Source organism: Enorma massiliensis phI, from assembly GCF_000311845.1.
GTDB classification, from domain to species: Bacteria; Actinomycetota; Coriobacteriia; order Coriobacteriales; family Coriobacteriaceae; genus Enorma; species Enorma massiliensis.
The window spans coordinates 476,230-501,764 of sequence record NZ_HE978574.1 but is presented as its reverse complement, the minus strand read 5'-3'; the positions used below and the strand labels follow the sequence as shown (position 1 = coordinate 501,764).

The 25,535-nt window shown below is 62.2% G+C and carries 28 protein-coding genes; 16 read left to right on the top strand and 12 right to left on the bottom strand.

What is annotated here, in order from left to right:
* Positions 1-243 precede the first annotated feature (243 nt).
* Positions 244-1,131, top strand: coding sequence for a helix-turn-helix transcriptional regulator (locus tag HGEM_RS09890; protein ID WP_230197205.1), 888 nt, complete (start codon positions 244-246; stop codon positions 1,129-1,131).
* Positions 1,132-1,245: 114 nt separating this feature from the next.
* Here the strand turns inward: HGEM_RS09890 and HGEM_RS02025 are convergent, their stop codons facing one another.
* Both HGEM_RS02025 and HGEM_RS02020 read right to left on the bottom strand, forming a co-directional pair.
* Complete coding sequence (locus tag HGEM_RS02025) at positions 1,246-2,544, bottom strand: MFS transporter (protein WP_019127734.1); 1,299 nt, start codon at positions 2,542-2,544, stop codon at positions 1,246-1,248.
* Positions 2,545-2,688: 144 nt separating this feature from the next.
* Entirely contained in the window at positions 2,689-3,570 is an 882-nt protein-coding gene (locus HGEM_RS02020) for a TetR/AcrR family transcriptional regulator (protein WP_019127733.1), read from the bottom strand.
* Between the two features lie 661 nt (positions 3,571-4,231).
* Here HGEM_RS02020 and HGEM_RS02015 point away from each other — a divergent pair.
* The 3 genes from HGEM_RS02015 to HGEM_RS02005 all read left to right on the top strand — a co-directional run bounded on the left by HGEM_RS02015 (position 4,232) and on the right by HGEM_RS02005 (position 6,538).
* Positions 4,232-4,816, top strand: a complete 585-nt coding sequence (locus HGEM_RS02015) for a hypothetical protein (RefSeq protein WP_019127732.1) — start codon at positions 4,232-4,234, stop codon at positions 4,814-4,816.
* Positions 4,817-5,369: 553 nt separating this feature from the next.
* Entirely contained in the window at positions 5,370-5,990 is a 621-nt protein-coding gene (locus tag HGEM_RS02010) for a TetR/AcrR family transcriptional regulator (protein ID WP_019127731.1), read from the top strand.
* Positions 5,991-6,001: 11 nt separating this feature from the next.
* Positions 6,002-6,538, top strand: coding sequence for a flavodoxin family protein (locus HGEM_RS02005; RefSeq protein WP_019127730.1), 537 nt, complete (start codon positions 6,002-6,004; stop codon positions 6,536-6,538).
* 47 nt (positions 6,539-6,585) lie between these two features.
* On the opposite strand, the gene HGEM_RS02000 is transcribed toward HGEM_RS02005, so the two are convergent.
* Together HGEM_RS02000 and HGEM_RS01995 are read right to left on the bottom strand one after the other, a co-directional pair.
* On the bottom strand, positions 6,586-7,392 hold the full coding sequence (locus HGEM_RS02000) for a class I SAM-dependent methyltransferase (RefSeq protein ID WP_019127729.1): 807 nt from the start codon (positions 7,390-7,392) through the stop codon (positions 6,586-6,588).
* A gap of 77 nt (positions 7,393-7,469) precedes the next feature.
* Positions 7,470-8,063: a TetR/AcrR family transcriptional regulator gene (locus HGEM_RS01995; protein WP_019127728.1), complete on the bottom strand. Its 594-nt coding sequence runs from the start codon at positions 8,061-8,063 to the stop codon at positions 7,470-7,472.
* 155 nt (positions 8,064-8,218) lie between these two features.
* Here HGEM_RS01995 and HGEM_RS01990 point away from each other — a divergent pair, with 155 nt between their 5' ends.
* Together HGEM_RS01990 and HGEM_RS01985 are read left to right on the top strand one after the other, a co-directional pair.
* Positions 8,219-8,503 (top strand): type II toxin-antitoxin system RelB/DinJ family antitoxin, encoded by a 285-nt coding sequence (locus tag HGEM_RS01990; protein ID WP_019127727.1) that lies wholly within the window; start codon positions 8,219-8,221, stop codon positions 8,501-8,503.
* A 2-nt stretch (positions 8,504-8,505) separates the two neighbouring features.
* Positions 8,506-8,814, top strand: coding sequence for a type II toxin-antitoxin system RelE/ParE family toxin (locus tag HGEM_RS01985; RefSeq protein ID WP_019127726.1), 309 nt, complete (start codon positions 8,506-8,508; stop codon positions 8,812-8,814).
* A 57-nt stretch (positions 8,815-8,871) separates the two neighbouring features.
* Here the strand turns inward: HGEM_RS01985 and HGEM_RS01980 are convergent, their stop codons facing one another.
* The gene (locus tag HGEM_RS01980; RefSeq protein WP_019127725.1) at positions 8,872-10,797 is read right to left on the bottom strand and encodes a PH domain-containing protein; all 1,926 of its coding nucleotides are present in this window, start codon (positions 10,795-10,797) and stop codon (positions 8,872-8,874) included.
* A gap of 3 nt (positions 10,798-10,800) precedes the next feature.
* Positions 10,801-11,277, bottom strand: a complete 477-nt coding sequence (locus tag HGEM_RS01975; protein ID WP_019127724.1) for a PH domain-containing protein — start codon at positions 11,275-11,277, stop codon at positions 10,801-10,803.
* Between the two features lie 249 nt (positions 11,278-11,526).
* Between HGEM_RS01975 and HGEM_RS01970 the strand changes: the two genes are divergently transcribed.
* The 3 genes from HGEM_RS01970 (at position 11,527) to HGEM_RS01960 (ending at position 13,034) form a co-directional block, all read left to right on the top strand.
* Positions 11,527-11,877: a DUF2200 domain-containing protein gene (locus HGEM_RS01970; RefSeq protein WP_019127723.1), complete on the top strand. Its 351-nt coding sequence runs from the start codon at positions 11,527-11,529 to the stop codon at positions 11,875-11,877.
* A gap of 378 nt (positions 11,878-12,255) precedes the next feature.
* Positions 12,256-12,465 carry a helix-turn-helix transcriptional regulator gene (locus HGEM_RS01965; protein ID WP_019127722.1) on the top strand — a complete coding sequence of 70 codons (210 nt, stop codon included), beginning with the start codon at positions 12,256-12,258 and terminating at the stop codon, positions 12,463-12,465.
* Positions 12,466-12,530: 65 nt separating this feature from the next.
* Entirely contained in the window at positions 12,531-13,034 is a 504-nt protein-coding gene (locus tag HGEM_RS01960; RefSeq protein WP_019127721.1) for a hypothetical protein, read from the top strand.
* Between the two features lie 86 nt (positions 13,035-13,120).
* Here HGEM_RS01960 and HGEM_RS01955 read toward each other — a convergent pair whose 3' ends face one another.
* From HGEM_RS01955 to HGEM_RS01940, 4 genes are all read right to left on the bottom strand, one after another.
* A complete protein-coding gene (locus tag HGEM_RS01955) occupies positions 13,121-13,912 on the bottom strand; it encodes a MerR family transcriptional regulator (RefSeq protein WP_051008424.1) in 792 nt (263 codons plus the stop codon).
* A gap of 424 nt (positions 13,913-14,336) precedes the next feature.
* Positions 14,337-14,558: a DUF6440 family protein gene (locus HGEM_RS01950; protein ID WP_019127719.1), complete on the bottom strand. Its 222-nt coding sequence runs from the start codon at positions 14,556-14,558 to the stop codon at positions 14,337-14,339.
* Between the two features lie 183 nt (positions 14,559-14,741).
* Positions 14,742-15,338, bottom strand: coding sequence for a helix-turn-helix transcriptional regulator (locus tag HGEM_RS01945; RefSeq protein ID WP_019127718.1), 597 nt, complete (start codon positions 15,336-15,338; stop codon positions 14,742-14,744).
* 413 nt (positions 15,339-15,751) lie between these two features.
* A complete protein-coding gene (locus tag HGEM_RS01940; protein ID WP_019127717.1) occupies positions 15,752-16,315 on the bottom strand; it encodes a DUF5714 domain-containing protein in 564 nt (187 codons plus the stop codon).
* A gap of 295 nt (positions 16,316-16,610) precedes the next feature.
* On the opposite strand from HGEM_RS01940, the gene HGEM_RS01935 reads away from it, so the two are divergent.
* Positions 16,611-17,594 (top strand): D-isomer specific 2-hydroxyacid dehydrogenase family protein, encoded by a 984-nt coding sequence (locus tag HGEM_RS01935; RefSeq protein ID WP_019127716.1) that lies wholly within the window; start codon positions 16,611-16,613, stop codon positions 17,592-17,594.
* 293 nt (positions 17,595-17,887) lie between these two features.
* Here HGEM_RS01935 and HGEM_RS01930 read toward each other — a convergent pair whose 3' ends face one another.
* A complete protein-coding gene (locus HGEM_RS01930; protein WP_195891230.1) occupies positions 17,888-18,781 on the bottom strand; it encodes a CorA family divalent cation transporter in 894 nt (297 codons plus the stop codon).
* Between the two features lie 436 nt (positions 18,782-19,217).
* Between HGEM_RS01930 and HGEM_RS01925 the strand changes: the two genes are divergently transcribed.
* From HGEM_RS01925 to HGEM_RS01900, 6 genes are all read left to right on the top strand, one after another.
* Positions 19,218-19,946, top strand: a complete 729-nt coding sequence (locus tag HGEM_RS01925) for a lantibiotic protection ABC transporter ATP-binding protein (RefSeq protein ID WP_019127714.1) — start codon at positions 19,218-19,220, stop codon at positions 19,944-19,946.
* Positions 19,946-20,803: a lantibiotic immunity ABC transporter MutE/EpiE family permease subunit gene (locus tag HGEM_RS01920; RefSeq protein ID WP_019127713.1), complete on the top strand. Its 858-nt coding sequence runs from the start codon at positions 19,946-19,948 to the stop codon at positions 20,801-20,803. The genes HGEM_RS01925 and HGEM_RS01920 overlap by 1 nt, the downstream gene beginning before the upstream one ends.
* Positions 20,803-21,636, top strand: a complete 834-nt coding sequence (locus HGEM_RS01915; protein WP_019127712.1) for an ABC-2 family transporter permease — start codon at positions 20,803-20,805, stop codon at positions 21,634-21,636. Before HGEM_RS01920 ends, HGEM_RS01915 begins: the two co-directional genes overlap by 1 nt.
* Positions 21,629-22,108: a hypothetical protein gene (locus tag HGEM_RS01910; RefSeq protein WP_019127711.1), complete on the top strand. Its 480-nt coding sequence runs from the start codon at positions 21,629-21,631 to the stop codon at positions 22,106-22,108. The genes HGEM_RS01915 and HGEM_RS01910 overlap by 8 nt, the downstream gene beginning before the upstream one ends.
* A 364-nt stretch (positions 22,109-22,472) precedes the next feature.
* The gene (locus HGEM_RS01905) at positions 22,473-23,135 is read left to right on the top strand and encodes a response regulator transcription factor (protein ID WP_019127710.1); all 663 of its coding nucleotides are present in this window, start codon (positions 22,473-22,475) and stop codon (positions 23,133-23,135) included.
* Positions 23,123-24,727 (top strand): sensor histidine kinase, encoded by a 1,605-nt coding sequence (locus HGEM_RS01900; RefSeq protein WP_019127709.1) that lies wholly within the window; start codon positions 23,123-23,125, stop codon positions 24,725-24,727. Before HGEM_RS01905 ends, HGEM_RS01900 begins: the two co-directional genes overlap by 13 nt.
* A 344-nt stretch (positions 24,728-25,071) precedes the next feature.
* Here HGEM_RS01900 and HGEM_RS01895 read toward each other — a convergent pair whose 3' ends face one another.
* Positions 25,072-25,470, bottom strand: coding sequence for an MmcQ/YjbR family DNA-binding protein (locus HGEM_RS01895; RefSeq protein WP_035100559.1), 399 nt, complete (start codon positions 25,468-25,470; stop codon positions 25,072-25,074).
* Between the last annotated feature and the right edge of the window lie 65 nt (positions 25,471-25,535).

Genomic DNA, 25,535 nt, shown 5'->3' with positions numbered 1-25,535 from the left:
GCGCGGCTTCGCAGCCGGCCGTTGCGGCGCCGCGGCGGCACACGAAATCGCGCCGGCGGGTTGCGGCGCCGCGGACAGCGGCCCCGCGTTGCCACCCATAATGCATAAGATCGCTTCCCGCAACTAGTGACAAATGTCACGAAGTACTGTTTTCGCAGGTACATTGATTGTTCTGAGATGCTAGGCCGGCGCGGTCCCACCACCTTTGCTGCGCGACTTCGCGCATTTGCTACTATGGAGCGCATGGAACGAATGACCGACAAATGCGCCGTATTCATCGCCTGCCTCGTGTGCCTGCTCACCGGGGACGCACTCGCGGGCGAGGCGGGAGGGGCCGCGCTGCTTTCTGCGCCGGGCGTTGCCATGGTGCTGCTCGCCATCTCCGCCGCAGCGCTCGAGCACGCGCTCCCCGCACGGCTGCGGGCTGTCGCACCGATCGCCTATGGCGTCGTCGCGCTTGCCGCCCAACCGGGCCTTTACTTCATGCCCCTCGCACTCTATGACGCCATGCGCGAAATCCACGAGCCGGGCGTTGTTCGCGGCGCGCCGGGCATCGTCGCAGGCTTGCTTGCCGTATCCGTGGTGGCCTGGCACCCGCAGCTTTCGTCCGTTCTCCTCGTCCTCGCTTCATGCGGGCTCGCCGCGCTGCTCGCCCTGCGCACCAACCGCCTGCTCGCGCGGCTCGGCACCTTCAACCGCATACGCGATGACCTTGCCCTCAGGACGCGCTCGCTCCAAGACCGCAACCGCACGCTCGAGGCCGAGCTCCACCATGCCCGGCACGCCGGCGGCGCTCCGGAAACCACTGGCTTCTCCACAGCGGATGGCACGCCTGCAACTGCCGGCACGCCTGCGTGTTCAGCAGGCCTCTCTAGCATGGACGCACCGGCCGAGGCGGATCTTCATTCCGCGGCCTTTGAGCGACCCGCCGCGTTCCGCTGTCTCACCGATCGGGAGTACGAGGTCGCGCGCCTCGTGGCCGACGGGCTCGACAATCGCGAAATCGCCGCTGCGGCCTATATGGGCGAGGGCACGGTGCGCAACCACATCTCTTCGATTCTCTCCAAAATGCAGCTTAGCAACCGCACCCAGCTCGCCGTGTCGTTCTGGCGCGCCCACTACGAGGCGTGAATCCAAGCCCGCCCGCAATCTGCCCCCCGCGCGATTCGCAAGCACCCAATACGTGAATCGCAGACACCCGGTGTTGGCGATTCATTCGCTGCGAACGCACCGCTGCCGCGAGGCTCATTCCCCGCGGCGGAAGGAGCGCGACATGGGCACCGCCACAAGCGCCGTTGCCACCGCCGCCAGCGCAGCGACGAACCATGGGCTCGCAAGGTCGAACGCCGCACCGTACGCTATCTGCCCCGCGGGAGTAGCCAGATTACCGAACATCATCGCGAGCCCCATCACTTTGCCGGTGAGCTCGTCCGGCGTCTCCATCTGCAGATACGACGTCATAAGGATCGACGCGGCCATGCAGCACACCATCACCCAGAGATAGCTCGCGAGCATGCCCGCGAACGCAACGTAGGGCTCCCCCGCAACGAGCAGCACAACCGCCACGGCCCCGATACCTGCCGCCGCAAGCCCAACGAGACGCGGCGTGGCCTTCACCGTGAAGCGCTCCGACATGAACACCACGAGCGCGCCGCCCAGAAGCCCGCCCACGGCAAGAGCCCCCTGTGCGATGCCCATGAGCTGGTTCGAGAGTCCAAGCGACTCGGTCACGATATAGGGCGTGCCGATGTTGATGAACGACGATCCGAAGAGGTTTATCAGCGTGGCGGCGGCGATAATCTGCCAGAGCACAGGCCGCATGCGCAGGAAATGCAGCGCATCGCGGATGTCGCCGGCGGCTGTGCGCAGCACACCCTCGGTCCGGACCGGCGGCTCGTACGGAATGCGCACGAATGCAAGCACCAGCGCGCTCGAGACGGCAAACGACACCGCTGCGACCACTACGATGGGTGCCAAGCCAAAGAATCCGAACACCATGCCGCCGATTACCGGCCCGCCAATACCCGTAATCATGCTCACCTGGTTTGCGACGGCCGTGGCCTGCGGGATGCGCTCGGTGGGGACCACGAGCGGGAGAGCAGACTGCACGCAGGGATGGTAGATGGCCTGAGCTGCGAAGGCGACCATGAGCACGAACACGGTGATTCCCACGAGGTGTTGGGACCCCGAACAGGCAAGGTAGCCGAGCATGATAAACGCGAGAACGGCGTCGAGCGCGGCCATGACCCCGCGCTTGCGGGTACGGTCGGCAATGACGCCGCCCACCGGCGACAGGGCGATATAGGGAACGAAGCCGGCTGCGACCACTCCCCCGTACAGCGTGCCCGATCCAGTCAGGTTGAGCAGATGGAGCGGAAGCACGAACTGCAGGATCTCAATACCAAGGAGCGAGAACACCTGCGCCACCACGATGGCGCGAAACCCCGGCGTAAGCAAACGGCTTTGGGAACCGGTTTTTGGCTCGTCATGAAGCGCCTGCGGAACCTCGTGCGGAGCCCGCGCTTCCCTGCGCCTTCTTTCCATGATACATTCCTTTCTCTTTCATACATTCGGTTGGTATGTAAATACGGTCGAAAGAAAGCCGCTTGTAGCGGCCTCCTCCCGCGATTACAACCATATGGGGCGGACGCGGTTGCATCCACCAACCACTGGTTGCAAGATGAGATGCTACGAATCCGTCTCCCTGGGGCAACCAGCAGGTTCCTCCCCGACGGCAGCGGGGCTGGCCGCCGTACCAGTAGCGGCCCCTTCCTCGGAAGCTGCAGCGGCAGCGGACCCCTCCCCGGCCGTCGCTCCAGCAACGGGCTCCTTCCCGACTACCATGCCAGCAGCGGGTTCCTCCCCGCCGCCGGCCCAAGGCTCCCTCTGCGCCCAGCGCCAGCTCGCCCAGCCCTCTTCCTCCGCTACCTTCCCAACACGTTTTTGGTCAAGGGATTTCCAGTCGACCAGATCAACACCGACCGCATGCGAAACGCGCAGGAACGTTTGGACGCGGCGCTGGTACGCCTCGCGATCGTCTGCCGGCAACGGGTTGAACATTGGCACGAGCCAGAGATTCGCCAAAAGTATCAGCACTTCGGCTACCTCGCGCGGGTGCTCCGCCGCGATGGACCCATCCGCCATGCCCTCGCGAATCACCGGCTCAACATAGCGGTGCGCCGTATCCATGGCATCAACGAACTCCTGCGCGATGAGGCGCGGGTTCTGAACGGGATCAGATGAAGGCTTCATCGCGTGCCACATATCGACTGAAGGACCCTCGGAAGACGCCTTGTCGAGAGCGCGGAACTTCTCCAAACCCGTAAGCGAACGGTCGGCAAGAATCGCATCCGATCGCTCGTACACCGGTCTGTTCGCCCTCTCGAACACGGCCTCGAAAATCTCCTCTTTACTCTTGAAATGATGGTAGACGGCACCCTTGGTAAGGCCCCCAAGGCCATCAACGATATCCGCCATGGTGGTGTGCTCATAACCCTTCGTATAGAAGAGCTCTTCAGCCACATCGAGAATGCGGCGAACGGTCTCCTCGGGATACTTGTTGCGCGCCATCGACTCCTCCTCTTACGCGGCAAGGCACCTGCATGCCACGCCCCGTTCAAAGCCCACCGGGTCTCTTTCGCGACCCGCCCTCACCGGACCTCTCGCGATCTACTCACACGTTGTAACCACATTACATACCATTGGTATGTAAGTGTCAACTGCCATATGCGAACGCCGCGATCTCTTTCGGCTATTCACCCTAGGAAAATACTGATTATTGGACGCAGGAAGCATCCCGCCAAGAGAGATTTCAACTTTTGGCCACTCGCTCGCACTGCGGGCAAGTACAGGCGAACGAGGGGAAGAGAAAGGCGCAGCTCAGGCGGCCGGCGCCCTCCCTGCCGAGGCATGGCTACCCGGACCCCCCGCCCCAAAGTGCCCAAAAGTTGCAATCCCGATCGGCCAGAAGATAAAGTGAGAACCGTTCCGTTAACCCGGGCTCACGCCCCGAATGTCGAGCGAAGCGAGGGCCATGCCGCAACATCCCGCCACACACCGGCCCGAGACCCCCATGTGCAAGCCCCTGCCGGCTGATGAAACGCCAACACCGGGTGTGAACGATTCAGGCAACGCGCTAACGCATGATGTACGCCGCGGGGAGAACGATGAAACGCCAACACCGGGTGTGCGCGATTCACGTGAGGAGGCTTTACGCCGAAGGACGCTCGCCATGCTCGCAGAGCGCGGGCTGCTCATGCAAGCACCTGATGGCACCCATCGCAACCGCAACCGTAGCCACCAGCACTTCGAACACACGCGTGACGCACAGCAGCCAAACGTAATAGAGGCAGAACCGCTCACCATCTACCACCAACCGGCGTGGCGCGCCGTCGATCCCGAACGCAAGCCGCAAGCGCTCATGGATGCCTCTGCACGTCAGCGCGACCTCGTTGCCCTTGCCCACGCCACGCCCGCAGCAGAGGCGGACCAATGCGCCGCCTGGGTTGAGCGCGTCTTCCTTCGCATGGGGCTCGGTGTGGTTACCGGCGATGCGTCCGCCCTCTATCACGCCTGGTGCCAAAGCTCCGACACGCGATGTCTACGCGTGGGTATGATCGTCGCCGTACCCGCACACCCCTATGGCGCGGGTGGACGCTCATGGGGCCATGTTGGTCTTTATCTTGGCGACAGCCGTGTACGGCATTGCACAGACGGGCGCCTCGTAGACGCCCCGTTCGAGCTGTGGGCGTCGGTATACGGCGTCATGGCCGAACCACGCTGGGGCTGGCTCGGCGGTATCGCGCTCGGTTCATAGACTCGATCGTTTTGCACTCAGCCCCATAAACGTTCGCATTGCCGATGGAGCGCCGGTTGGTGGCGATGCCGAGGGAAACCTAACCGGTACCGTGCTCTCTGCCGGTTATGCGCAGCCTGCGATGCCGCCTCCGGTAGCGGGCCGGCTACCAGTGCCGTCCCGGCAGCGAGCCGGCTCATGTCGCAGCCCCATCCCAAGCAGGAGCGCGCAAAAACTTGTCGAGTGCTGCGCACAAACTTGCTGAGTGCCTGGAAATGCGTAACTTCAGCAAGTTTGTGCGCACCACTCGTCAAGTTTGTGAACCCGATCGGCCATGCGAGCCGCTCGGCTACTTAGGCCACTCGGGCACGCGCGCCACCCGGCCACATAGGCCACTCTGCCATACGCGCCGTCCGACGATGGGACCCGCTCGGCCATAGGCCCCTCTCTGCTAGGGGCGCCGCTCGGCCATGCGCACCGCCTAGCAAGACTTTGCGCACCTACCCCGACATTCCCTTGACTCACGCGCCTTTCCTAATAAACTAGTAATTGATAGTTTTAAGAAAGGAGCGCCATGGGGCGACCAGCGGGACCAACGCGCGACACCAAGGCCCTTATCTGCGAGCGGGCGCTCGACGTATTCGCAGAAAAAGGCTACACCGCCTCGACCATGCGCGACATCGCCCATGGGGCGGGGATGAAGGATGCTTCTCTCTACAACCATTTTTCCAGCAAACGCGACCTGTTCGACGCGACGGTCTCGTTGCAGCTCGAGCGGCTCACCAACCTGCTGCGCAGCCACCAGGCCCTCGCTCATCCCGAGGACAACGCGGCAGCATATGCAACCGACGACTCCAACCGACTGCTCTCAACCGTCCTCGCCAGCTACGAACCGTTCTTTTCAGACCCGGCCATCATCAAGCTGCGACACATCCTCGAAGCGGAGCGACACGCCGACCCAAGCATCTTTCAGCTCTACCGCACGATATTCATCACGAGGCCAATCCAGCTGCAGGAGGCGATCTTCGCCCAGCTCATCGCACGCGGATACCTCGGCCCCTGCGATACGGAGCTTGCCGCTAGGCAATTCCACGGAGCGGTGTTCCTAGCGCTCTCAGAGGAGATGCCGTGGGACGACGCCCGTCGGTTTATCGCCAAGCACCTCGACGCATTCCAAAGTGAGCACCGCATCTGAAAGGAGCACGCATGATCACCGCCGTCGTCTACTGCTCCCAAACGGGGTACACCAGGACCTATGCTCGATGGCTCGCTGAGTCGCTCGGCACGGAAGCCCTTCCATTCGAGAGGCGTGACGAGGCAGCAGCGTCCGGTGCCGATACGCTCGTCTTCCTTAGCTGGTTCCATGCCGGCGGGCTCAAGGGCGCAAAATGGCTGCGCGGCCTCATGGATGCGCAGCCGGGCAAACGCTATGTCGTCGTCGGCGTGGGCGCGTACCCCATGCCGAGCGAAGACTGGCCGCAAAGCGATACCGACGAGGCGTTTGAGCGCGCCTTTCCCCACGAGCGGTATTCCGCGCTCAAGCACTTCTATTGCCAGGGCGGCTTTGATTTTGACCGGCTTTGCACGCTCGACAAGCTGGCCATGCGGGCATTCTTCCGCATGCAGGCCAAAGCAGCTGAAACCGATCCGCGCATCGCCTTTGCCCTCGAGTCCATGAAGCAAGGATTCGACGGCACGAACCGCGCTTACCTGCAACCGGTCCTCGACTATCTTGGAGCGTGAAGGCGAAACATGCTCGCACATGGTCGATTGTTCCGCAGTTCAGGCATTCAGCCCTTGCTTGCGACCACAAGGCACCCCGTGAGCCCAATCCGGCTCCAGCGCACTCGCTGGAACCATGTTCCCAGAATCGCGCGAAGCTCCGTCTCCGAGTATATGCGCACATCCCCCTCGTGAGAGAGGGGCATCCAGGCATTCATCACCGCGCGTGCGGGCGCTGGCTGCCACACGTCGCCCAGTACCAGCGCCCCGCCTTTTCTGAGAACGCGCCACATCTGAAACGCCGCGCGATCTGGATCGGGATAGTGATGGAACGAATCGTTGCATACCACAAGGTCGAAGACTCCATCATGAAAGGGCAGACGCTCCGCATCGGCCTCGCGGACCTCTGCCCTGCCCGCAAGGCGCGCTCGCGCACGCTCTACCATGGCAGGCGAAAGATCGATGCCGGTAAGGTGGCAGGAAGGGAATACGCTTAGCAGCTGCTCGGACAGCATCCCGGTCCCACAGCCCACGTCCAGCACGCTGGGGGCGGGGATGCCTTCCAGAGCTCGGTGCGCCTCATCGAGAATACAGGGATAGAGCGCACGGGCATGGTCCCCTTGCATGCCCTCGTCGTATATCGGCGCCTGCTCGTCAAAAGCCGCTTTTGAACGAGCTTTGAGCTGCTCCGAATCGGGCTTGCTGCCCCTGCGCCCGTGCACGTTGAGCCGCCGCGGGGCCGGCGCTTCTCCCCTGCACCCGTGCATGCTGGACCGCCGCGGGGCAGGCATTTCGCCCTTCTCCGCGCGCGCGTCGAGCTGTCCCGAGACCTCTGCCCCGCTCTCGCCCGCTTGCTTGTCGATACCCTCGTCCATCTCTCATCCTTTCTGTTGAACATTGCTCAATTGTTACGTGCAAGAAAAGCCCAAGCCTAAGGACTCGGGCAAATCTCCTATCCTTTGCGCTCGCCGATGTGCCGGAACTCCTTTATAAGGGCCGCTACGTAGCGGCGCGCTGCCCGTCTCGTCTGCTCACCCAACTCGTGCCCATCCGACGCAAGCCCGATGCTTCCGTATACGAGCATCCCGGCAAGCATCTCGGCATCGGGCGCCGACATGCCGCGTGTTGCCGCATCGCGCTCGAGCGCGGCGGTCAGGCTGGGCCGCACCGCTTCGCAGATGCCGAGAGAGAGCCGCTCGTGAAGCGCACCGTGCTCGCTCGCATGGAAGAAATCGGCATACGGAAACGCCTCCCTCTTAGTTCCCAGGTCGAAGGCTAGGTCAAGCTGCTCATCCAGCGAAAGCGAGCGGTCGGAAAAAATCGAGCAGAACCGTTCCGCGCACTGACGTGCGTATTCCTCAATCGCCGCATCGAAGAGCGCCTGCTTGGAATCGAAGTAGTGGTACGCAAGCCCCGATGCCACGCCTGCCTCCCGCGCGACCGCACGAACCGACACGTTATCATAGCCTTTCTCGGCAAACAGCCGCATGGCACACGCCAAAAGCTCGCGTCTGCGCTCCTCGGGATCTTTAACCGTTCGGGCCATACCATCGCCTCCTTGTCAGGCCTCATGGTAGTCCTTGATTGAGCATTGGTCAATAATGGGATCCATTAATCTCTCACTGAAATTCAGAAGTGATGTATATATACATATGATTGAGGTATATTCAATATATCTTCTATATACCAGAGGTGATTGCCATGGCAACGACAACTATTACTTTGGATGATGCCGTCAAGCAAGAAACAACGGAAATCCTCGACACCCTTGGTCTTTCGCTCAGCGGGTACTTCAATCTTGCTGCCCGCCAGCTCATCATCAAGCGCCGCATTCCATTCGATATCGAAGCGCCCGATCCCGCGCCAAACGAGGCAACACGTCGCGCAATGATAGCAGCCGAAGCAAGGGAACTCGGCATCATTCCCGATGATACGCCGACTTTCACCGACGTCGATGACCTTCTCGCTTACCTTGACGAGGCGTAAGCATGTTCGAGCTGAAACCTGAGCCGCAATTTATTGCCGACTATAGGCAAGTGATGCGAAAACACCCTGCTCTAAAATCGGAACTCAGAGCCGCTCTTCGAGAACTTGCCGCCACGGGAACGCTTCCCGCAATGTACCGGCTTCACCAGCTTGCCAATCCGGGAGGAAACTACAACGGGCACATGGAGTTCCATCTCGCCGACGGCATGGTTGATGTCCTTGTCCTATTCATGCCTCACCGCTCCAACCCTGTTATCAGGCTCGTGCGCATGGGGTCGCACCAAGAGCTGTTTCAGGGCCCGCTGAAATAGCGCAGCGTGTTATCATCCGCATACAAAAGCAATTGATAGAAGCCGGGGCAGGGCCTCTCATCCCTCTTGAGAATCCTTTCGAGAAGCCGCCGCATCAACAGGTTTCGCCGCACCGGCACCTCTACGCGGGCGAATCCAAGCAAGCAGCGCATCGGCATCGGCTGCCGAAACATCGCGCAGCGCGAGATCGCCCGTTGCAGCGGTCCTCGTCATGAACGTCGCAACCTGCACCCTCTGCTGGAAAGGGCTCGCCGAAGCGGTCGCGTGTTGGAGGCGCGCGCGTAGCACCACTTCGGTCCGGCGTTTAACGCCGCCCAAAACCATCACGAACCGCGTGCGGTCGTGACCGATGCGGCTATCGCGGTAGCGAAGAACGGCGCTCAGTATCATCCGTGCAACGACCGCGACCCCCATGACGACAAGAAGCGCGCCGACCGCCAAACGCACCATACTCCAAGATTCACCCGCTAGCAGCACGCGCGCCAGAAAGACCCCCACGCCCGCAAGTGCAACGGCAAGCGCCAGGAACTTCATCGCCGTACGGAACGCCAACCTCCGCGCCGCCGCTCGAGGAAGCCGCACCAGGCCGATCTCTTCGAGCTCCTCGGAAGATGAGTCAAAACAAACCCGTCCCGTTTTGACTGTTTCGGCCGCCGAGAAATCTGGAGCGATAGACGCCAGGAACGCTTCGACCTCGGTCACGCGAATGAACGGGTGCAGCACCACGCCGTCGGCAGTGGATGTCTCATCCGAAGACCCGATAGCCCCCACTACAGACGCGCGCACCTCCGCATAGCCTATGAGCTGCCGAATGAGCCCCTGTCGAATGTTAATCGACTGGATGCGCTCCAGCGCAACCGTATGAGACGTACGGCTGAGCAAACCGCGCTCGACCGAGATGCGCCCGGCCGCGCGTTCCGCCCGGTATCCCGCATACCCAATCAAGCTCATGACAAACGAGATCGCGAACCCAACAATCAACGCCAAAGCGAGCAAGAGCGCTGCGACACCAATGAGCAACGCAACGGGAAGCACCGCAATATCTCCTGCCACATCTGAAAGGTTAACGAGCTCGCTTTCCTGCAAGAGGTTGATACCCTGGACGATGAGGATGAGAAATGCCACCGCCTGGGCCACGACGCGTGCCTCGGTAAGGGCCGCGAACACGAGCTGGGCGGTCGTAAGCGTATAGCATGCGTCGGGCGAGGGCGCCGGGGTGGTCGGCGAGGCCTCATCATCCGCTCCGGCGCTTGTATCCGCAGCAGCGGCTCGTGCGTCCAACCCCTGATCCGCCAACACCGCCGCCTTGCGCCGGAAAAGCTCTTCTCGCAGCGCCTCGGCCATGCCCGCTTGCAGGCCCCTGATGCGCGTTGCCTCGCCCTCCGAACTCGCCGCACCTGTATCTAGGTCGAGCGTCATAAGGCCGAGCACGCGCTCAACCAAGTTAGACGACATATTTACCGTGTGGATGTGCTCGTACGGAACCTGCAACTGCCTGGACGTGACAAGCCCGCTCCTCAACATGATGCCCGCATCGGTTAGCTCCCAAGTGCGCGTGCGCCATGTTATAACCGAGCTCACCACACTCAATGCAACGATGGCGATCGCGATGGCAATGACGCCGGGCAGGTCCTTTGCAACGTTACCGCCAACCGTCCGAACGATCGCCACGAGCGACACGCCGAACGCAACGCCCAAGCCGCTCACCGCACCCGTGATGAGCGAAAGCGCGCTTCCCCGATGCACCCCGGAAAGCGGAATACCCGCCTCTTCAAAAAGGGAGTTCCTCGGATTCGCAAGGCGCTCTACCTCGCGTCCAAGGTGCTCCAGGGTCCGGTTCGAACCCGCGCTGCGGGCCTTCTCTGCCGCATGAGCCGCTTTTGCCGCAGGAGTTCCCACCGGAAGCGTCTTGCAATCTGATTCCAGCCGCGCCGGCGCCTCCTCGCTCGCATGCGCGCGCTTCTTATCGTCCTGCCCGGCCATGTTCTATACGTCCTCTTTGGCAAGACGCGCGAGCTCCGCAACGCGGTCGCGCAGCATCCGCGCATCGTCTTCGGCGAGCCCGGGAATCTCAAAGCTCTCCCCCGCCGTTGAGATACGCACGGCGGCCAAACCGTTCGCCTTGAGGATCGGCCCCTGCTTGGTCTCGACATGCTGTACGCGAACGAGGGGAACGATTACGCGCTTCTTAACGAAAACGCCGTGGTAGAGGTCAACATCGGTGGGCGTCACGTCAAATCGCCACGTCGCATACTCAACGCGCGGGCTAATTGCCATATCCGCCAGCTCAACGACGAGCGCAACGCCCATGATGATGAGCGGGACCAAGATAGGACCCCCGAAATGACGGACAATGAGCATAGCAACGAGGCCTACCGCCACGGTTCCCACCATGAGTGCAAGCGATCCGGCATACCATGCCCGCAGCATGCGCGGGTCAAGACGGCGTGAGGGGAGTTCCACGGATGCCTCCTCTTGCTGAACAATATGTCTGCTCATGATAGCACCCCCCCCGAGCGCGACACAACCGCTGTGGACCCGCGCATGGTACGCTTGGCTGACAGCCTTGATTCTCTCCGGAATGAGGGGCGATGGCCCGTCCCGGCTCGGCCCGCCGGCTCGGCCCCGGCTCGGCCCGGATTGACCCCCTTAGCCCCGGCTCGACCCGGCTTGCCCCGCCGGCTCGACCCGCCTTGACTGAAAGGAACTGCCATGGCTCGCATGCAGATTGCGCAGATGTCGTTTGCCAAGGTCTACCCGCTGCTCGTGCAGAAGGCAGAGCGCAAGGGCCGCACTAAGGAGGAGGTCGACCAAGTTCTCTTCTGGCTTACCGGATACGATGCAGCGGGGCTTCAGGCGCAGCTTGAAGCGGACGCCACCTACGAGCAGTTCTTCGCGTCGGCGCCGCGGCTCAACCCCAATCGTTCCCTTATCACCGGTAAAATCTGCGGCGTAGACGTCTCTGCGATTGAAGATCCGGTCGAGCAGAATGCGCGCTATCTGGACAAATTGGTAGACGAGCTCGCCCGCGGGCGCGCCATGGAAAAGATCCTGCGGTCATAGCCGTCGTAAAGCCACCCGCGACGACCGTCACGCCGGAGCTCCTCCGGCGACCGTCATGCCGGCGCTCCTCCGGCGGCGTCATTCCTGGAAGCTGGCTCGCTGGGCGAACCGTCGGCCCTGATTCTCGCCCGAATGAGTCAAAACAGACCCGTCCCATTTTGAGTCGTGCCATTTTGAGTCGTGACCATTTTGAATCGTCGGGCGAACGATCGGCCCCGCCTCTCATTCGAATGAGTCAAAACAACCCCGTCCCGTTTTGACCCCTAGTGCGAGAAAAAAAATGCAAAGTTTACTTGTCATCTTTTGCAAAGTATACTATGCTTATCTTGCAAAGCGAGCTTTGCACTATCAATTGCAATCAGCCGAGGAAGGGAGACCATGAGGAGCCGTATCCGCGAACTCCGGCGGGCGCAAAAGCTCAGCCAGGCCGAGCTTGCCGACGCCGTGGGCACGACGCGCCAAACCATCACCTCTATCGAGGTGGGCAAATACACCGCGTCGCTTCCGCTCGCATACAAAATCGCCCGCTATTTTGGACTCACCATCGAGGAAGTATTTGATTTTTCCGAAATAGATGAGGAACTGTAGCCATTCGATCCGGCAACCCGCCGGCTAGCCCAGCACTTCGAAGAACAAAAGAAAGGGGCCCGTCCATGAAGACCACCATCGAATCCCTGCGTGAAGATGCCGCCAGGCGTCTCCGCCGCGAAACTCTGTCTGCAGCAGCCATCTGCATCGTGCTCGTCATGGGCGGCGCGCTCACGGCGACCGAAAACCTCCCTGCCCTAAACGGCACGACGAGCACGTCGGCCTTCCTCTTGGGGGCTGTGATGGGGCTTTGCACGGTCGCCGCCGTGGTCACCATCAAAAACATCGTTGACCTGCGCCGCGCGCTTTCGGACGACCGGGCGCTTCGCCACCTCCATGCAAAGGAGAACGATGAGCTTCAGGCCCACATGGAACGGGAGATAGCGCGGTCGTTCGTCCAGATCATGCCCGCGCTTGCCGTGATCGCCATGTTCGTTGGGGCGCTCGTGAGCCTTGAGGCCATGGCAGCGGCTGCCGCAACGCTCGTGTTCCTCTCGGTGGCCCTGCTCGTGGTCAAGCTATCCTACAAGATACGCTTGCAGGGCGAAATCGGCGATGAAGCGGAGTAGCAAGCGCGATTGCTCTGCCCGGAACTCGTGAACGCATTGGTGCCCGCCCGCACAATCTCGGTACGGACGGGCACGATTTTACCGAGCTACGGCAAGCATGCCTCTAATGCTTTGACGAGGAACTCCGTTGCTCCCGCGCCGACAGCATCGTCGTAATACGAGCGGAATCGGTCGTCGGCTAGATACATCTGCGCCAAGCCTCGATGCGCCTCGGGCGTGTAGCGCCCGGCACCCCAATGCCCCTCGATCCACTGTGCGTGCATGTGCGCGAGCCGCCGCGCCTCCTCGCCCGCCGGGTCGCCCGTTGCCATGGCAATCGCGAGCTGCCTGTTAATTTCATCGCCCAGCCGCTCGAGCGAATCCCATTCCTCGCGCGAAGCGGCCCGCAAGCGCTCATTCGCCGCATCTACCGCTTTATCGCCCCAGCGCGCCCGTGCCTCGTGACCATACGCACGCTCGTTCTCCGCAATCCTTTCGCCCTTCAGCGCCTCGAAGGCATCGTTCTCGTTCATCTGCTCGATCCTTTCGATTGCGGCAATTGCCGCTTCAGTGCGTTCAATCGCCTCGTCCAGCGAATCTCTCTGCGCGCTCAGAGTAAGAAGGTGCGCATGGAGCACATGGCGGAGATCTCCCTCATCGTTCTCCAGCAAGCTGTGAATCGTAGCCACCGGCAAGCCGCAGGCCCGCATGGACAGGATGTACGCCAAGCGCTTGGCATCGCTGGCGGCGTACACACGATACCCGCTCTCCGCGCGCGAAGGACGGAGTAGCCCCTCCTCCTCGTAGTACCTGAGCGTGCGCGCGCTCACGCCGGCGAGCTTGGCCAACTGGCCCACCGTATAGCTCGCGCCGCTGCGCCCCATACCTCGTTTTCCCATGCCACACCTCCCTACAACCATAGTGCACCTTGCCGCAGCGGAAAGGTCAAGCATGGGACGGCTGAAGCCCCAGCCTCCCTCTCTTCAATACATCGAGCGTACATAGACATACCGGCCGCGCGATTTACCAACCACGCGCCCTCAATGCCCCCTCCTCTTACAAGGTTTCAACTTTTGGGCACTTAACGTGCGCGCCGCCAAGTACAAGCAAAATGGCCCGAAAGAAAAGCGCTGGTAGAACGGTTGATGGCCATTGGCAAACCCGGCTTATACTCGGGACACTCTCGATAAAGTGCCCAAAAGTTGCAATCTCGTATGCGCTTGCATCCGGAGAACGACTCGCAGGCGTTTTCCAGGCCGCCAGCCGACAAGCATGGTGCTCGCGATACAGCGCCCACCGCGTTGCGATGGGCGCCGGCATCAGCTATTCCCTGTTGAGCAGCTGGCCCATCGCTACCGGGTCGTCTGCGTCGATCGGCGTGACCACTGGCTTACCGTCGGCGTCTACCAGAAGGGTGATGCCGCTACCGCCCGTCATGTTGGAAGACATCAGCAGGTAGTTCACCCCGGTTTGCGTGTCGACAATAATCTTGCGAACGTTGGTTACTCCCTGGGAGTAGACCTCGACGAAACGATCGTGTGCCATGGTTGTTCCTTTCTGTAGGTGGACAGCAGCAATCGCACTGGGCATTTCCCACACCCAGGAGATTCCACGAAGCGAAGGCTGGCTCGAGACGAGGTGGCTCGGATCTGGAGGCAAAGCAATCCGAAGCGGGGCGACGCAAGCGCGCGGCAAACCGGGGACGGAGCCTTTCTCGCCGGCGGGCCATCACCCTACGAATCTGAGAACTATGCCGGCGGCTCCCCACCCGCAGCAAAGACCTACGATAATCAACAGAACGGTGAGCGCGATCCGCCGCGCGACCCAGTGCTCGCCGGCACGCTGGTTGAAGCGGCTGTTCACATCGGGGTCTTCGCCCGCTAGGTACGCCTCCACCGACTGGTACGCGTACAGCTGGTTGTCATGACGCATCTTGTCGACTCGAAACGCAGCAACCGATGCGGGAGCGAACAGAACCACGGCGGGGATCACGATGCACGGGACGTCCAGATCCATGATGATTCCGGCTATCACCCACGCCAAGCAGGCAAGACCGAATGCCGTCATGATGATTCCAAGACGACGCATCCTCTTCGAGCCCGCGGCAAGGGCCTCGCGCATCTCAGGCGAATCCTCCCTCACCAGCGCATCGATGCTCACACCAAAGATATTGCTCAGGAGGAGCAGGCTCTGCACGTCGGGGTACGTTCGATCCGTCTCCCAGTTCGAGATGGTGTTCCGTGTCACGAACACTGCCTTCGCCAGCTCTCCCTGGGACATCCCCAGCCGCTCGCGATGCTCCTTGATGCGCTTTGCGAGTTCCACGCGGATCCCTTCGAATCTTGAGGTGTCGGACCGCGGCAACTGTACCATCGAACCGGTTTGGCGAGCGCGCAGCCATGCGAAAATGGCATGCCAAAAGATTTGTGCAACTATGCTGAGCTGGCATGTTTTCGAGCAGACAGTAGGAGCGGCTGCTTGCACTAGAGAGCTTGTCGTACTGGAGCTGCGCGAAGAAGCCCTCGAAGCAAGCCGCCCTGAAGGCCGCATTCATGCGGACCGAACCTATGCAATCCACGCTTACTCACGCCGCACGGGAACCCAAATCTCACTATATGCACTACGTTCAGCGAAGCGAAACGCCGGCAACTCGACGATCTTGTATTCCCTGGTCTGCCTCCACTCGGCCTGCGCACCCAGCACGGCAATCCATCTCGCTACGCCGTTCGGAGCACAGCCTATTTCGCCGAATAGTATGGGCATGCACCGCGCAAGCATGCACTGTTCGCCTCAGACACCGCGCATGAAGGGTCAGCGCCACTCAACTCAAGCCGCGTTCCCAACTCCCGGTTGAACCACGGGACCGCCGCGCGAACCGCGATCCGCGCGTCGCGCTTGCAGCACCGAGGTGCGCCCGCCCGAGCGATATGCTGCAGAATATCGGCAACCATGAGCTGTCCCTCGCTCCAGCCTTCACGCCGTAGCGGGGCGTTACCCGCCACGATGGCAAACGCCATGCCGCACGAGGCGACGGCACCGCACACGCCCCACTTCGCGCATGCCGCGCCAGGGACGCAGACGGCGCGCTGCCCAAGTTCGTCAAGCTCAGCCGTCAGCTCGTCACGCTTGGCGGCATCGCGTTCTCCCGCCCGAGCGCAGGCCAACAACGCTGCTCCAACAAGCGCGTGGTGCACCGGCCCAAACGCCGGGCATTGCTCGTGCGCCATCAAGTTTTCCAGCAGCTCGGAAGGGTCATTGCCCTCCCACGCAAGGCACACGTCCTTAATCCATGCGCTGTCCATCGGCCTTATCTCCTCACTCCGCGCATATGAGCCGCTTCGCTATGCTCTACTATAAAGCCCGTATTACCGCGCCCACTGTGCAAATCGTCACAATCGGAACGCCACGCTTGGCGCTCTTCCTTTTTGTGCTCTTTCTTTGAATTTGAACAGTATTTGCTAAGGGATTCATAATGCGCAAGCGCGCTATGATGGGACGGCGCGGTTGCCATGTTGCTCGCCAGCCTGCCGCATGCCGGCCCGCGCGCTGGCAGCACAGCCAGCCTCTACCATCCATCCAATCGCCCTAAGGAGCGCTATGAAGATCTTCGCGTTTGCCCTGCGCCCGTTCGACGAGCTCGCTTACCTTGAGCGCGCCTGCCACGAGCTGAACATCGAGTTCGACTGGACGAGCGAATATCCCACGCTGGAGAACGCCTCGCTCTCCGCCGGCGCGGACGCGCTCACCATCATCACCAACCCCATGACGGCCGAGCTCCTCGACCGCTATCACGAGCTCGGCATCCGCGCCATCGCCACGCGCTCCATCGGCTACGATCACATTGATGTGGACCATGCCCGCTCGCTCGGCATGCGCGTGGCTCATGCCGCCTATCCGCCCGAAGGCGTTGCAGATTACACCATCATGCTCATGCTGATGGCCCTCCGCCGCGCCAAGCAGGTGTTTCGCCATGCCGGAGTGCAGAACTTCGGGCTCGAGGGCAAACTTGGGCGCAGCTTGGGATCCTGCACCGTGGGCGTAGTGGGCACAGGCGCCATCGGATCGTGCGTGATTCGAGAACTCACCGGATTCGGCTGCCGGGTGCTGGCATGCGACCCGTTCCCGCGTGACGACGTGCGCGCGATGGCCGAGTACGTGGAGTTGGAGGAGCTGCTCTCAGAATCCGATGTGGTGACGCTCCATGCACCTGGACTCGCGGAAAACCGCCACATGATCGGCGCCGCCGAGCTCGCGCTCATGAAGCCCGACGCGGTGCTGATAAACGCCGCTCGCGGTATGTTGGTGGATACCGATGCCCTTATCACCGCGCTCGAACAGGGGAGTTTGGGAGGCGCCGCGCTCGACACCATCGAGCATGAGGCCGGCCTCTACTACCTCGATCGAAGCCTTGACGTGCTCGCCAACCGAGAGCGCGCCATCCTCATGGCTCTGCCCAACGTTGTCGTCTCGCCCCACATGGCGTTCTACACTGCCGAGGACGTGGAGCAGATGGTGCGCACCAACGTCGAGGCGCTGCTAGCGTTCACCAGCGGAGAGGGCACGCCGTACGAGGTGCGGTAACCAGTAGCCTGTGAGAAGATTCCACGCCGTATAAAATGGTTTACGCGGATACCGGAGCTGCCGAAAAGCGTCGCATAACTCGCGGGAGAAGGCCCAATCTGAGCTCCAGTCTCGAGATATGCGACGCTCGGAAGGGCAGAATGCGAATTGCTGGCGTCTACGATGAAGCGCCGGCCGCCCGCGCCTGAGGGACGTCGGCAGCTAGCGCCGGCCACCCGCGCCTGGGACTGCGTCCACACGGGCCGTTGGCGCCCGCGACTGGACCGACTGCCTGCCAGCAGCGAGGCGAATTCCTAGCGCCTGCGGCGGCGACTTCCGAATCTCAGCCATCCGCGTCGGTAGAAGAACACCACCTCTGCAACGACTATGACGATGCAGACACACGCCACTAGCAGGTAGCCGCCCGCAGCATCGATGAGGCCCATATGCGGGAAGTTCATGCCGTACCATCCGGTTATCACCGTGAGCGGCATGGCAATCGTCGTGACCACGGTGAGCCACTGCATCACGTTGTTCTGCCGGATATCAATTCCCTCTTGATAGAGGCCGTTGACCTGCAGCGCATAGTTCTGCAGCGATTCAAGCCGCGCGGACAGGCGGTCGAGCTGACGTGAGAGCGCCGCAAAGCGCGCGCGGGAAACCGGGCTCATGAAGGCTGCATCTTCCCCGCCCAAAAGGCCCGTTATATCGGAAAGTCCCTGGTAAAACGTATCTAGCCCGAGCATTCGGCGAGAATCGGCCATCATTTTCGCTCGGTCGATACGCTCTCGCCCCTCCAAAAGCAACTGCTCGAACTCCTCGAAATCCGCGCGCACGCGAGAGAGGAGCTCGGGCTGCTCGCGCAACGGCTCGGCAAGCAGGCAACAAAGAACGTCGGCGCAGCTTTCCACCGCGACATCGTCTGAGGACAGCGCGTTGAGCACCGGCGCGCAGACGCCGTCGCCATCAACGATGACGAGCTCGCTCGATGTGAGAGAAAAGGCGAAACGCGGAGCCTCTGCAGCCCTCCTACCTGCAGGGGGAAGCACCACCACACCCACAGCACACGTATCGCCCACCTCAGCGAACGGCATCGCTGCATGTGGAAGCTGGGCGACGACCTCCATGCCCACCCGACCGAACTCATAGTCGGCGGCATGCTCGGGGCCGACAATCATAACCGTCGGCACGCGAGATGGCCGTGCCATGCCCTCCGGCTCTGCCGTTCGAGCGCCATGCGGCGCCAACTTTTCCGCAGGTGTCAGCCGATCACCCAAAACTGTCCAGACCTTCGCCATCGCCGCACCTCCATATGGCATCAATCTCTACGCCTCATGGTACCCATCGGGGGGCTTTAGGACCGCGGCCTTGCGGGGAGGTAGTGGCATTGGCTGTATGCGGGATAGACACCCTGGCGCTCTTCGGAGACATTCCGGCGGTTTTGGCACCCATCAGCTGCCTGTGGGAGCGGCCCCGGCGCTCTTCCGAAACTTGCAAGGCAGCCCACGAGCAGGGCTCGAAAGAGCGCACGGCGCGCCCATGGCCCGCGCCACACAAACAGATAAAAGACCGTTATGGCTTCGTTATAGTTGCCCGCGAGCATAGGAAACGTCAGGAAGCGGCACGCGAATAGAAAGGACCTCCATGGCGTTCATGCTCGAAACACGCGGGCTCACCAAACAGTTCGGCCGCGGCGACCACGCCCAAACAGCCGTGGCCAGTGTGAACCTCCACATCAAAGAGGGCGAAGTGTACGGCCTCCTCGGGCCAAACGGCGCGGGCAAGTCCACGACACTCAAGATGATCTGCGGAATGCTTCGCCCCTCGGCAGGGCAAATCCTCATCGACGGCCACCCGTGGCAGCGCGACGACCTCTACCGCATCGGCTCCCTCATCGAAGAGGCGCCGCTCTACCCCAATCTCTCTGCAAGGGAGAACCTGCGCGTCCGCACGACGCTCCTCGGCCTGCCTGAGGAGCGTATCGACGAGGTGCTTGCCGAAGTGGGTCTCGGCAACGTGGGCAGCAAGCGCGCGGGCCGTTTCTCCATGGGCATGAAGCAACGACTGGGAATCGCGCTCGCCCTGCTCGCGCACCCGCATCTGCTCATCTTGGACGAGCCTACGAACGGCCTCGACCCCATTGGCATCGAGGAACTCCGCGACACCATCCGCGGCTTTGCGGCGCGCGGCATCACGGTCCTCGTCTCGAGCCACATCCTTTCGGAGGTGCAGCAGATGGCAGATTCGGTGGGCATCATCCACGAGGGCAGGCTTGCCTATGAGGACCGGTTGCACAAAGGCCAGGACCTCGAGCAGCTCTTCATGGATGTCTGCAGGTACGGAAGGGCTTCTCGGCAGAGGGAGGTGGCGTGATGGCTTTCACAGATCGATGCCACGCAACAGACGCGGGCCGCTTGGGTGCCAGCGCGCAGGCGCCCCGCGCCACCTCGACCGACACCCAGGCGCTCCGCGCCACCCTTAGCTCGGCGCTTGCCGCGGAGGTTCGCAAGTCCCGGCACGCCGCGCCCATGCGCCTCGCCCTCATCATGGCGCTACCGTTTCCACTCATAGCACTCCTTACCGCACCGAGCGGCAACGTGAGTTTCTCGCCCTGGAACTACTGGTACGTGCTCCTCATGCCGGTAGCGATCGCCCTGTTCACCGGGTGCGTGGCCAACGCCGACGCACGCATGCGCAATCGCCCGCTCCTCGGTTCAGGAGCCCCGCTCGGGCAGGCCTGGTGGTCGAAGGCGCTCTGGTGCCTCATGCTCTCGGGGCTCTCCAACCTCGTCGTGCTCGCTCTGTACATCGCAGCGCTCGCCATCGGCGGAAGCCTTTCTACTGCAGCGGTGCTTACCATGGCATTGGCGGCCCTTGCCACCACCATCACGAGCGCGTGGATGATACCTGCTGGGCTTTTCCTCACCGCCCGCGCCGGGCTCTTGGCGGGCATCTTCCTGCCGCTCGCCGTTCAGCTTGTGGGCGGGTTCGCCTGGAGCGCCATCCCCGTGCCGCAGCTCTTCCCGCCCTCGGCGACCACCGTCATCCCCACGGCCTTCATACCCGTGCTACCGAGCGGCGAGCCCCTTGCCGCAGATACCGTGCTGGGCGGTGCGCTGGCAGCGAACGGTACGCTCACCTGGGCGGGCATCGCCGTTGCCGCACTGACGTTTATCCTGCTCACCGCCGTATCCGCAGCATGGTTCGCGCAATCTGAGGAGGTTCGCTGATGAGCATTCTCGCCGAAGCTCGGACAGAGCGCATGACACTCCCTCGCGCCTTGCGTTCCGAGGCACTTCGCCTCGCGCGCTCACCGCTCGCACCCGTCCACCTCGTCTGCGCGCTCACGGGCGGCATCGCCTGCGGGGCGTACTTCGCCTACGCACCGTGGGATCCGGCCTTTGGCGCAGACGCGTACGTGCAGCTGCTTGGCGCGCTTATGCCGCTGATGGCGAGCATCGTATGCGGGCTCAATATGGACGAGGAGCGCCGGGCGGGACGGCTCGCCAATCTCACAGGTGCTCCTTCGCGTGCAGTCGCCATCGCAGCCAAAGCAGCCGTGCTCTGGGCGGCGGGCGCGCTCGCGCTGCTACTCGCAATGAGCATCTTCGCCAGCGCGCTCGCCCTAGCCGGAAGGCTCTCGCTGGGCACCGAAACGCTCGGCTTGGCCACCGCTGGAATCTGCTTGGGGAGCGCCCCACTCTATCTGCTCTTCATCGCCATTTCCCTACAGAGCGGTCGGAATGCCGCTATCGGCGCAGGTGCGGCAGGGCTCGGCATCGGGCTCTTCTCGGTAGGTGGTCTGGCGCATGGCCTCATGACCGGCGAGCTCACGGCGGCAAGCGGAGGCGTGCTCGGCCCGATTCCTTTCTCCTGGCCTGCACGGCTCGGGTCGCTCTCCATCGAAGCGGGCATTGCGCGGGCAACGGATGCCGCCCAGGCCGCCACAATCAGTTCGCTTGCGGGGGCGCTCGCCATCGCAGTGGTCGTGCTCACCGTAGCGGGGCTCGCTGCGCTCATAGCATGGTTCAACCGATTCGAAGGAGGACGAAACGATGCCTAACCCAGATCCTGCCCGTGCTATGGCCAACCCCACCTGCACCCATGCCGTGCCCAACCCCGCCCGCTTCCGCGCTGTCGCGCTCCTGCTTCCCGCGCTGTTCGCCTGTATCCTGCTCTCGGGCTGTGGAGGCGGCTGGGGCGTGGCGGTGAGCTCGTTGTTCGACCGCGTCTTCATGCCCAAGGAGACCGTCTGGGCAGCCTCCCCAGAACCCGATTCGTTCACCGAGAGCTACGCCGATGCCACCGGCGCCGGTACCAACTACGTCTACCGCGTCCAGGGCGCCAACGCCGATGGCTCGCCCGTTGAAGTTACCCTTATTTCGTACGGGGGCAAGACGTCGGGCGAGGGATGGCTCCAAATCGAAGCCCATGGTGGGTCCGGCGTGCGTTACCGGACCATAGATGAACACGATGTGCCGCTCGCAGCGCATGAGGCGCTTGCGGCACCCTCTTCTGCATCGCAGCGGCGATAATCCATCGCAAAACAAGTTCGAAGCTCGAGTCGGAAGGTTTTTTGCGAACCTCCGAGTAGGCACGACCGCACAATCAACAAAACCCCTGTTGGCAGCTGCGCATTACAGCCGGCTACTCGGCCCATCGGCAAAAACCTTCCGACTCGAGCCTCGAACTGTTTCAACCGTGCGGCGGCATCGAGCAAATGGGGCGAGCCCTCTCCCATCGTTATCGCTTCGTTAGAATGTTGGCGCACCATGAAACACGATGAACCACAGACGCCAGGTGCCTACGAGTCAAACGCGGGCACCACGTGAAACGCAGACACCGGGTATCCACGATTCACGAACCACGGCGAACCGACCGCAGCAGAAAGGAGCGAACGTGGCGCGCATCATCGCGATCGACGACGAGCAAGCGATACTCGATGTAATCGAGCGCATCCTTAAGCGCGACGGGCACGACGTGCTCTGCCTCGCCGATCCCACCAGCGCTCTAAAGCTGAACCTTGCCCGAGCGGACCTCATCTTATGCGATGTGATGATGCCCGGCATCGACGGCTTCGAGCTCGTGCGCGAATTGCGGCCGCGCTTCGACGGGCCCATCGTCTTCCTCACTGCCAAAGTTGCCGAAGAAGATGCCGTGACCGGCTATGGCCTCGGCGCCGACGACTACGTACGCAAGCCGTTCGGTGCGGCCGAGCTGCGTGCGAAGGTTGCCGCTCACGTGCGCCGGGAACGGCGCGAGCACACGCATGCCATCGCCTTTGGCCCGGTTCGCCTGGACCTTGGTGCTCGGCAGATCACGGTCGATGGCACACCCGTCGCCCTTACTCCCACGGAATATGAAATCTGCGAGCACCTTGCCCGCCATCCCGGTCAGGCGCTCAGCCGCGCGCAAATCTGCGAGGCGCTTTTCGGTTGGGAGCGCGAAGTGGACGATGCAGCCATTTCCATGCACGTAAGTCGTGCGCGCAAGAAGCTCGCCGCCGCCGGAGCCGACCCGATTGCGACCGTATGGGGAATGGGGTACAAGTGGCAGCTGTAAACAGCAACGAGGACCGGGGAGAGCAGCCTGTGTTTGAGGAACGCGGGGTAGCAGGCACCCGTGAAGAGGGAGCCGATGGGGCAAGAACCGGCAAGACCGATGTTGCCGACGCGCGTGCCCGCCGCGCATGGCGTATACCGCTCTCCTTCCTCATCGCACGCTACTTCTTCTACGTGCTCGCTGCCCTCGCGGGGGTATGGCTCGTTGCGTTCACGGCGTTCAGCATGACGCTCAACGCCGGGCTCGTCTATTCAGCGAATTACGGCGCGGCCCATGCTAACGAGGCCATTGCTGCGGTACAAGAGGCGGGATCGGTAAACGAGGCGAGCATTCCCTCTGCATATCGGTATGCCCATGTAGCCCATGATGGCACGGTGCTTGCCACCGACCTTTCGGCGGAACGGCTACGCCGTACGCTCGATGCCACCGCCAACTTTCGATCTGGGGGCACAAGCAGCCCGCAAACGTTCGGTATGGAAGGAACCACGTATTCGGTGGGCAAGCTCGCAGACGGAACGTTCTGCATTCTCACCAGCACCTACATGCCCGAATACACCACACGAGAGCTACGCGACACACTTCCTAACCCGCAGAACCTCATGATTGCGGCCGGCTGTGCTGGAAGCGCTTTGGCGGTTGCCCTCATCGCTCGACGCGCCTCGTCTGTGCTAACAGGCAAAATGTTGCCGCTAACAGACGCGGCCGAGCGCATCGGAAAGGAGGAGCTCGATTTCGCTGTGGGCACAAGCAATGTGCGCCAAATTGACGACGTGCTTGCAGCGATGGAACGCATGCGCTATTCGCTCGCAGATTCTCTTGAAGCGCGCTGGCGCGCCGAGCAAGCACAACGCGACCAGATCGCAGCGCTCGCGCACGACCTCAAAACACCGCTCACCGTGGTACGAGCCAACGCTGAATTTGTTGCAGAGGAAACGCAGGACCTTACGAAGCCTGGTGCCTGCAATCAACTGGCGAATAGCGCTTTTTCCGATGTCGCCGCCGCTGCGCAGGATGCAGCGCAGGGTTGCAAGCAGGTCGATCGATACGTGCAGCTCCTCATAGAGGCATCGCGTGGAAAGGCAGCCGAGGGACCCAGGCGGCGCATCGATGCTGCCAGCTTGGCAGAGCATCTTGAACGAGAGATCGTCCCGCTCGCACGGACCACGGGGGTGGAACTGCGCGTCATACGCGACGACGCCCTCGGAGGCGCGAGCGTTTTCGTTGAAGCCCAAGCGGTTGAGCGCGCAGTTGCCAATGTTGTCTCGAACGCTGTCGACCATGCGCGAAGCCGAGTGCGCATAGCATTTAGCCTTGCGGAGCATGACAAGGGTTCTGCTCGCGCGCTCGCCATCGACGTGGAAGACGACGGACCAGGCTTCTCGCCTGCAGCCCTCGAACATGGTTGCGAGCGCTTCTTCCGCGACGACGCGTCTCGCACAGGCGCTGCATCGGGGACACATTATGGCATCGGGCTCTTTGCTGCCGCAGAAACCGCTCGCAACCATAACGGTACCATTGAGCTCGCCAACCTCACGAACCCTGATGGCTCCATCCGCGGTGCCCGGGTTACGCTTCAGCTCCCGCTTGCTTAGCCTGCCGCCCCCTTTGTCCGGCTGGCCCCCCTCATGCTTGACGCACCTTTCATCCTGTCCAGCCCGATCTCTCTCCTGGCCAATGTGCTCTCCCATGCTGTTTTACGCAATAAGGGCTCGATTTAAGGTGCTTATTGCGTAATTCGGCATGCTACCTTCATCGCGGCACGCCGCCCCCGCAACACGCCATCCCATTGTGGTCCGTCACGCCCTCGCGGCGCGCACTCCCGTCGCAACCCGTCACGCCCTCGCGGCGCGCGCCTCCGTCGGGGTACGCTACACCCCGACGGCATGCCACCCCCACCGCAAGCAACCAAGCGCCCTCGACAGTTCAGCCTATCGCTTCAATTGGCGAGAATCTCGCGCTGTGCCCTCTTCGTGAGCTTGGAAAACACAAGCCGGTAGCTCATGTCGCACAGATCGAGCACGAGGTCCTCCGACGGGCCACCGGGCCGCCCAACGCAATCGATATCCACCGATATCCAGGTGCGTCCGTCAGAATAATATCCAGGCAACACGGCGTTCGGATACTCCGCGCGCAGTTCGCGAATGCGATCAGGGTCGCACTTGAGCGAAAGAAGATGCCTGCCGGCATAGGGCTTCTTGGCTTCTGGTGCAGAAACGAGCTCGCAGGCAAACTGCTTGCCGCCCACCCAATACACCATCCATCCCCACGCCTCATGGAGCGCCCTCGATGCTCCGGCATGCGAGAGCAAGCGTTCGTCTATGTGCGCGTAGTCCATCTATACCCCCGAAGATTAGAACTGCACTGACAGCATTCATCGAGACGCTCCGCTACACCCCCGCC

Coding starts and splice junctions, on each gene's coding strand:
- HGEM_RS09890 (WP_230197205.1), top strand. CDS start 244: ATGGAACGAATGACCGACAAATGCGCCGTATTCATCGCCTGCCTCGTG.
- HGEM_RS02025 (WP_019127734.1), bottom strand. CDS start 2,544: ATGGAAAGAAGGCGCAGGGAAGCGCGGGCTCCGCACGAGGTTCCGCAG.
- HGEM_RS02020 (WP_019127733.1), bottom strand. CDS start 3,570: ATGGCGCGCAACAAGTATCCCGAGGAGACCGTTCGCCGCATTCTCGAT.
- HGEM_RS02015 (WP_019127732.1), top strand. CDS start 4,232: ATGCTCGCAGAGCGCGGGCTGCTCATGCAAGCACCTGATGGCACCCAT.
- HGEM_RS02010 (WP_019127731.1), top strand. CDS start 5,370: ATGGGGCGACCAGCGGGACCAACGCGCGACACCAAGGCCCTTATCTGC.
- HGEM_RS02005 (WP_019127730.1), top strand. CDS start 6,002: ATGATCACCGCCGTCGTCTACTGCTCCCAAACGGGGTACACCAGGACC.
- HGEM_RS02000 (WP_019127729.1), bottom strand. CDS start 7,392: ATGGACGAGGGTATCGACAAGCAAGCGGGCGAGAGCGGGGCAGAGGTC.
- HGEM_RS01995 (WP_019127728.1), bottom strand. CDS start 8,063: ATGGCCCGAACGGTTAAAGATCCCGAGGAGCGCAGACGCGAGCTTTTG.
- HGEM_RS01990 (WP_019127727.1), top strand. CDS start 8,219: ATGGCAACGACAACTATTACTTTGGATGATGCCGTCAAGCAAGAAACA.
- HGEM_RS01985 (WP_019127726.1), top strand. CDS start 8,506: ATGTTCGAGCTGAAACCTGAGCCGCAATTTATTGCCGACTATAGGCAA.
- HGEM_RS01980 (WP_019127725.1), bottom strand. CDS start 10,797: ATGGCCGGGCAGGACGATAAGAAGCGCGCGCATGCGAGCGAGGAGGCG.
- HGEM_RS01970 (WP_019127723.1), top strand. CDS start 11,527: ATGGCTCGCATGCAGATTGCGCAGATGTCGTTTGCCAAGGTCTACCCG.
- HGEM_RS01965 (WP_019127722.1), top strand. CDS start 12,256: ATGAGGAGCCGTATCCGCGAACTCCGGCGGGCGCAAAAGCTCAGCCAG.
- HGEM_RS01960 (WP_019127721.1), top strand. CDS start 12,531: ATGAAGACCACCATCGAATCCCTGCGTGAAGATGCCGCCAGGCGTCTC.
- HGEM_RS01955 (WP_051008424.1), bottom strand. CDS start 13,912: ATGGGAAAACGAGGTATGGGGCGCAGCGGCGCGAGCTATACGGTGGGC.
- HGEM_RS01950 (WP_019127719.1), bottom strand. CDS start 14,558: ATGGCACACGATCGTTTCGTCGAGGTCTACTCCCAGGGAGTAACCAAC.
- HGEM_RS01940 (WP_019127717.1), bottom strand. CDS start 16,315: ATGGACAGCGCATGGATTAAGGACGTGTGCCTTGCGTGGGAGGGCAAT.
- HGEM_RS01935 (WP_019127716.1), top strand. CDS start 16,611: ATGAAGATCTTCGCGTTTGCCCTGCGCCCGTTCGACGAGCTCGCTTAC.
- HGEM_RS01930 (WP_195891230.1), bottom strand. CDS start 18,781: ATGGCACGGCCATCTCGCGTGCCGACGGTTATGATTGTCGGCCCCGAG.
- HGEM_RS01925 (WP_019127714.1), top strand. CDS start 19,218: ATGGCGTTCATGCTCGAAACACGCGGGCTCACCAAACAGTTCGGCCGC.
- HGEM_RS01920 (WP_019127713.1), top strand. CDS start 19,946: ATGGCTTTCACAGATCGATGCCACGCAACAGACGCGGGCCGCTTGGGT.
- HGEM_RS01915 (WP_019127712.1), top strand. CDS start 20,803: ATGAGCATTCTCGCCGAAGCTCGGACAGAGCGCATGACACTCCCTCGC.
- HGEM_RS01910 (WP_019127711.1), top strand. CDS start 21,629: ATGCCTAACCCAGATCCTGCCCGTGCTATGGCCAACCCCACCTGCACC.
- HGEM_RS01895 (WP_035100559.1), bottom strand. CDS start 25,470: ATGGACTACGCGCACATAGACGAACGCTTGCTCTCGCATGCCGGAGCA.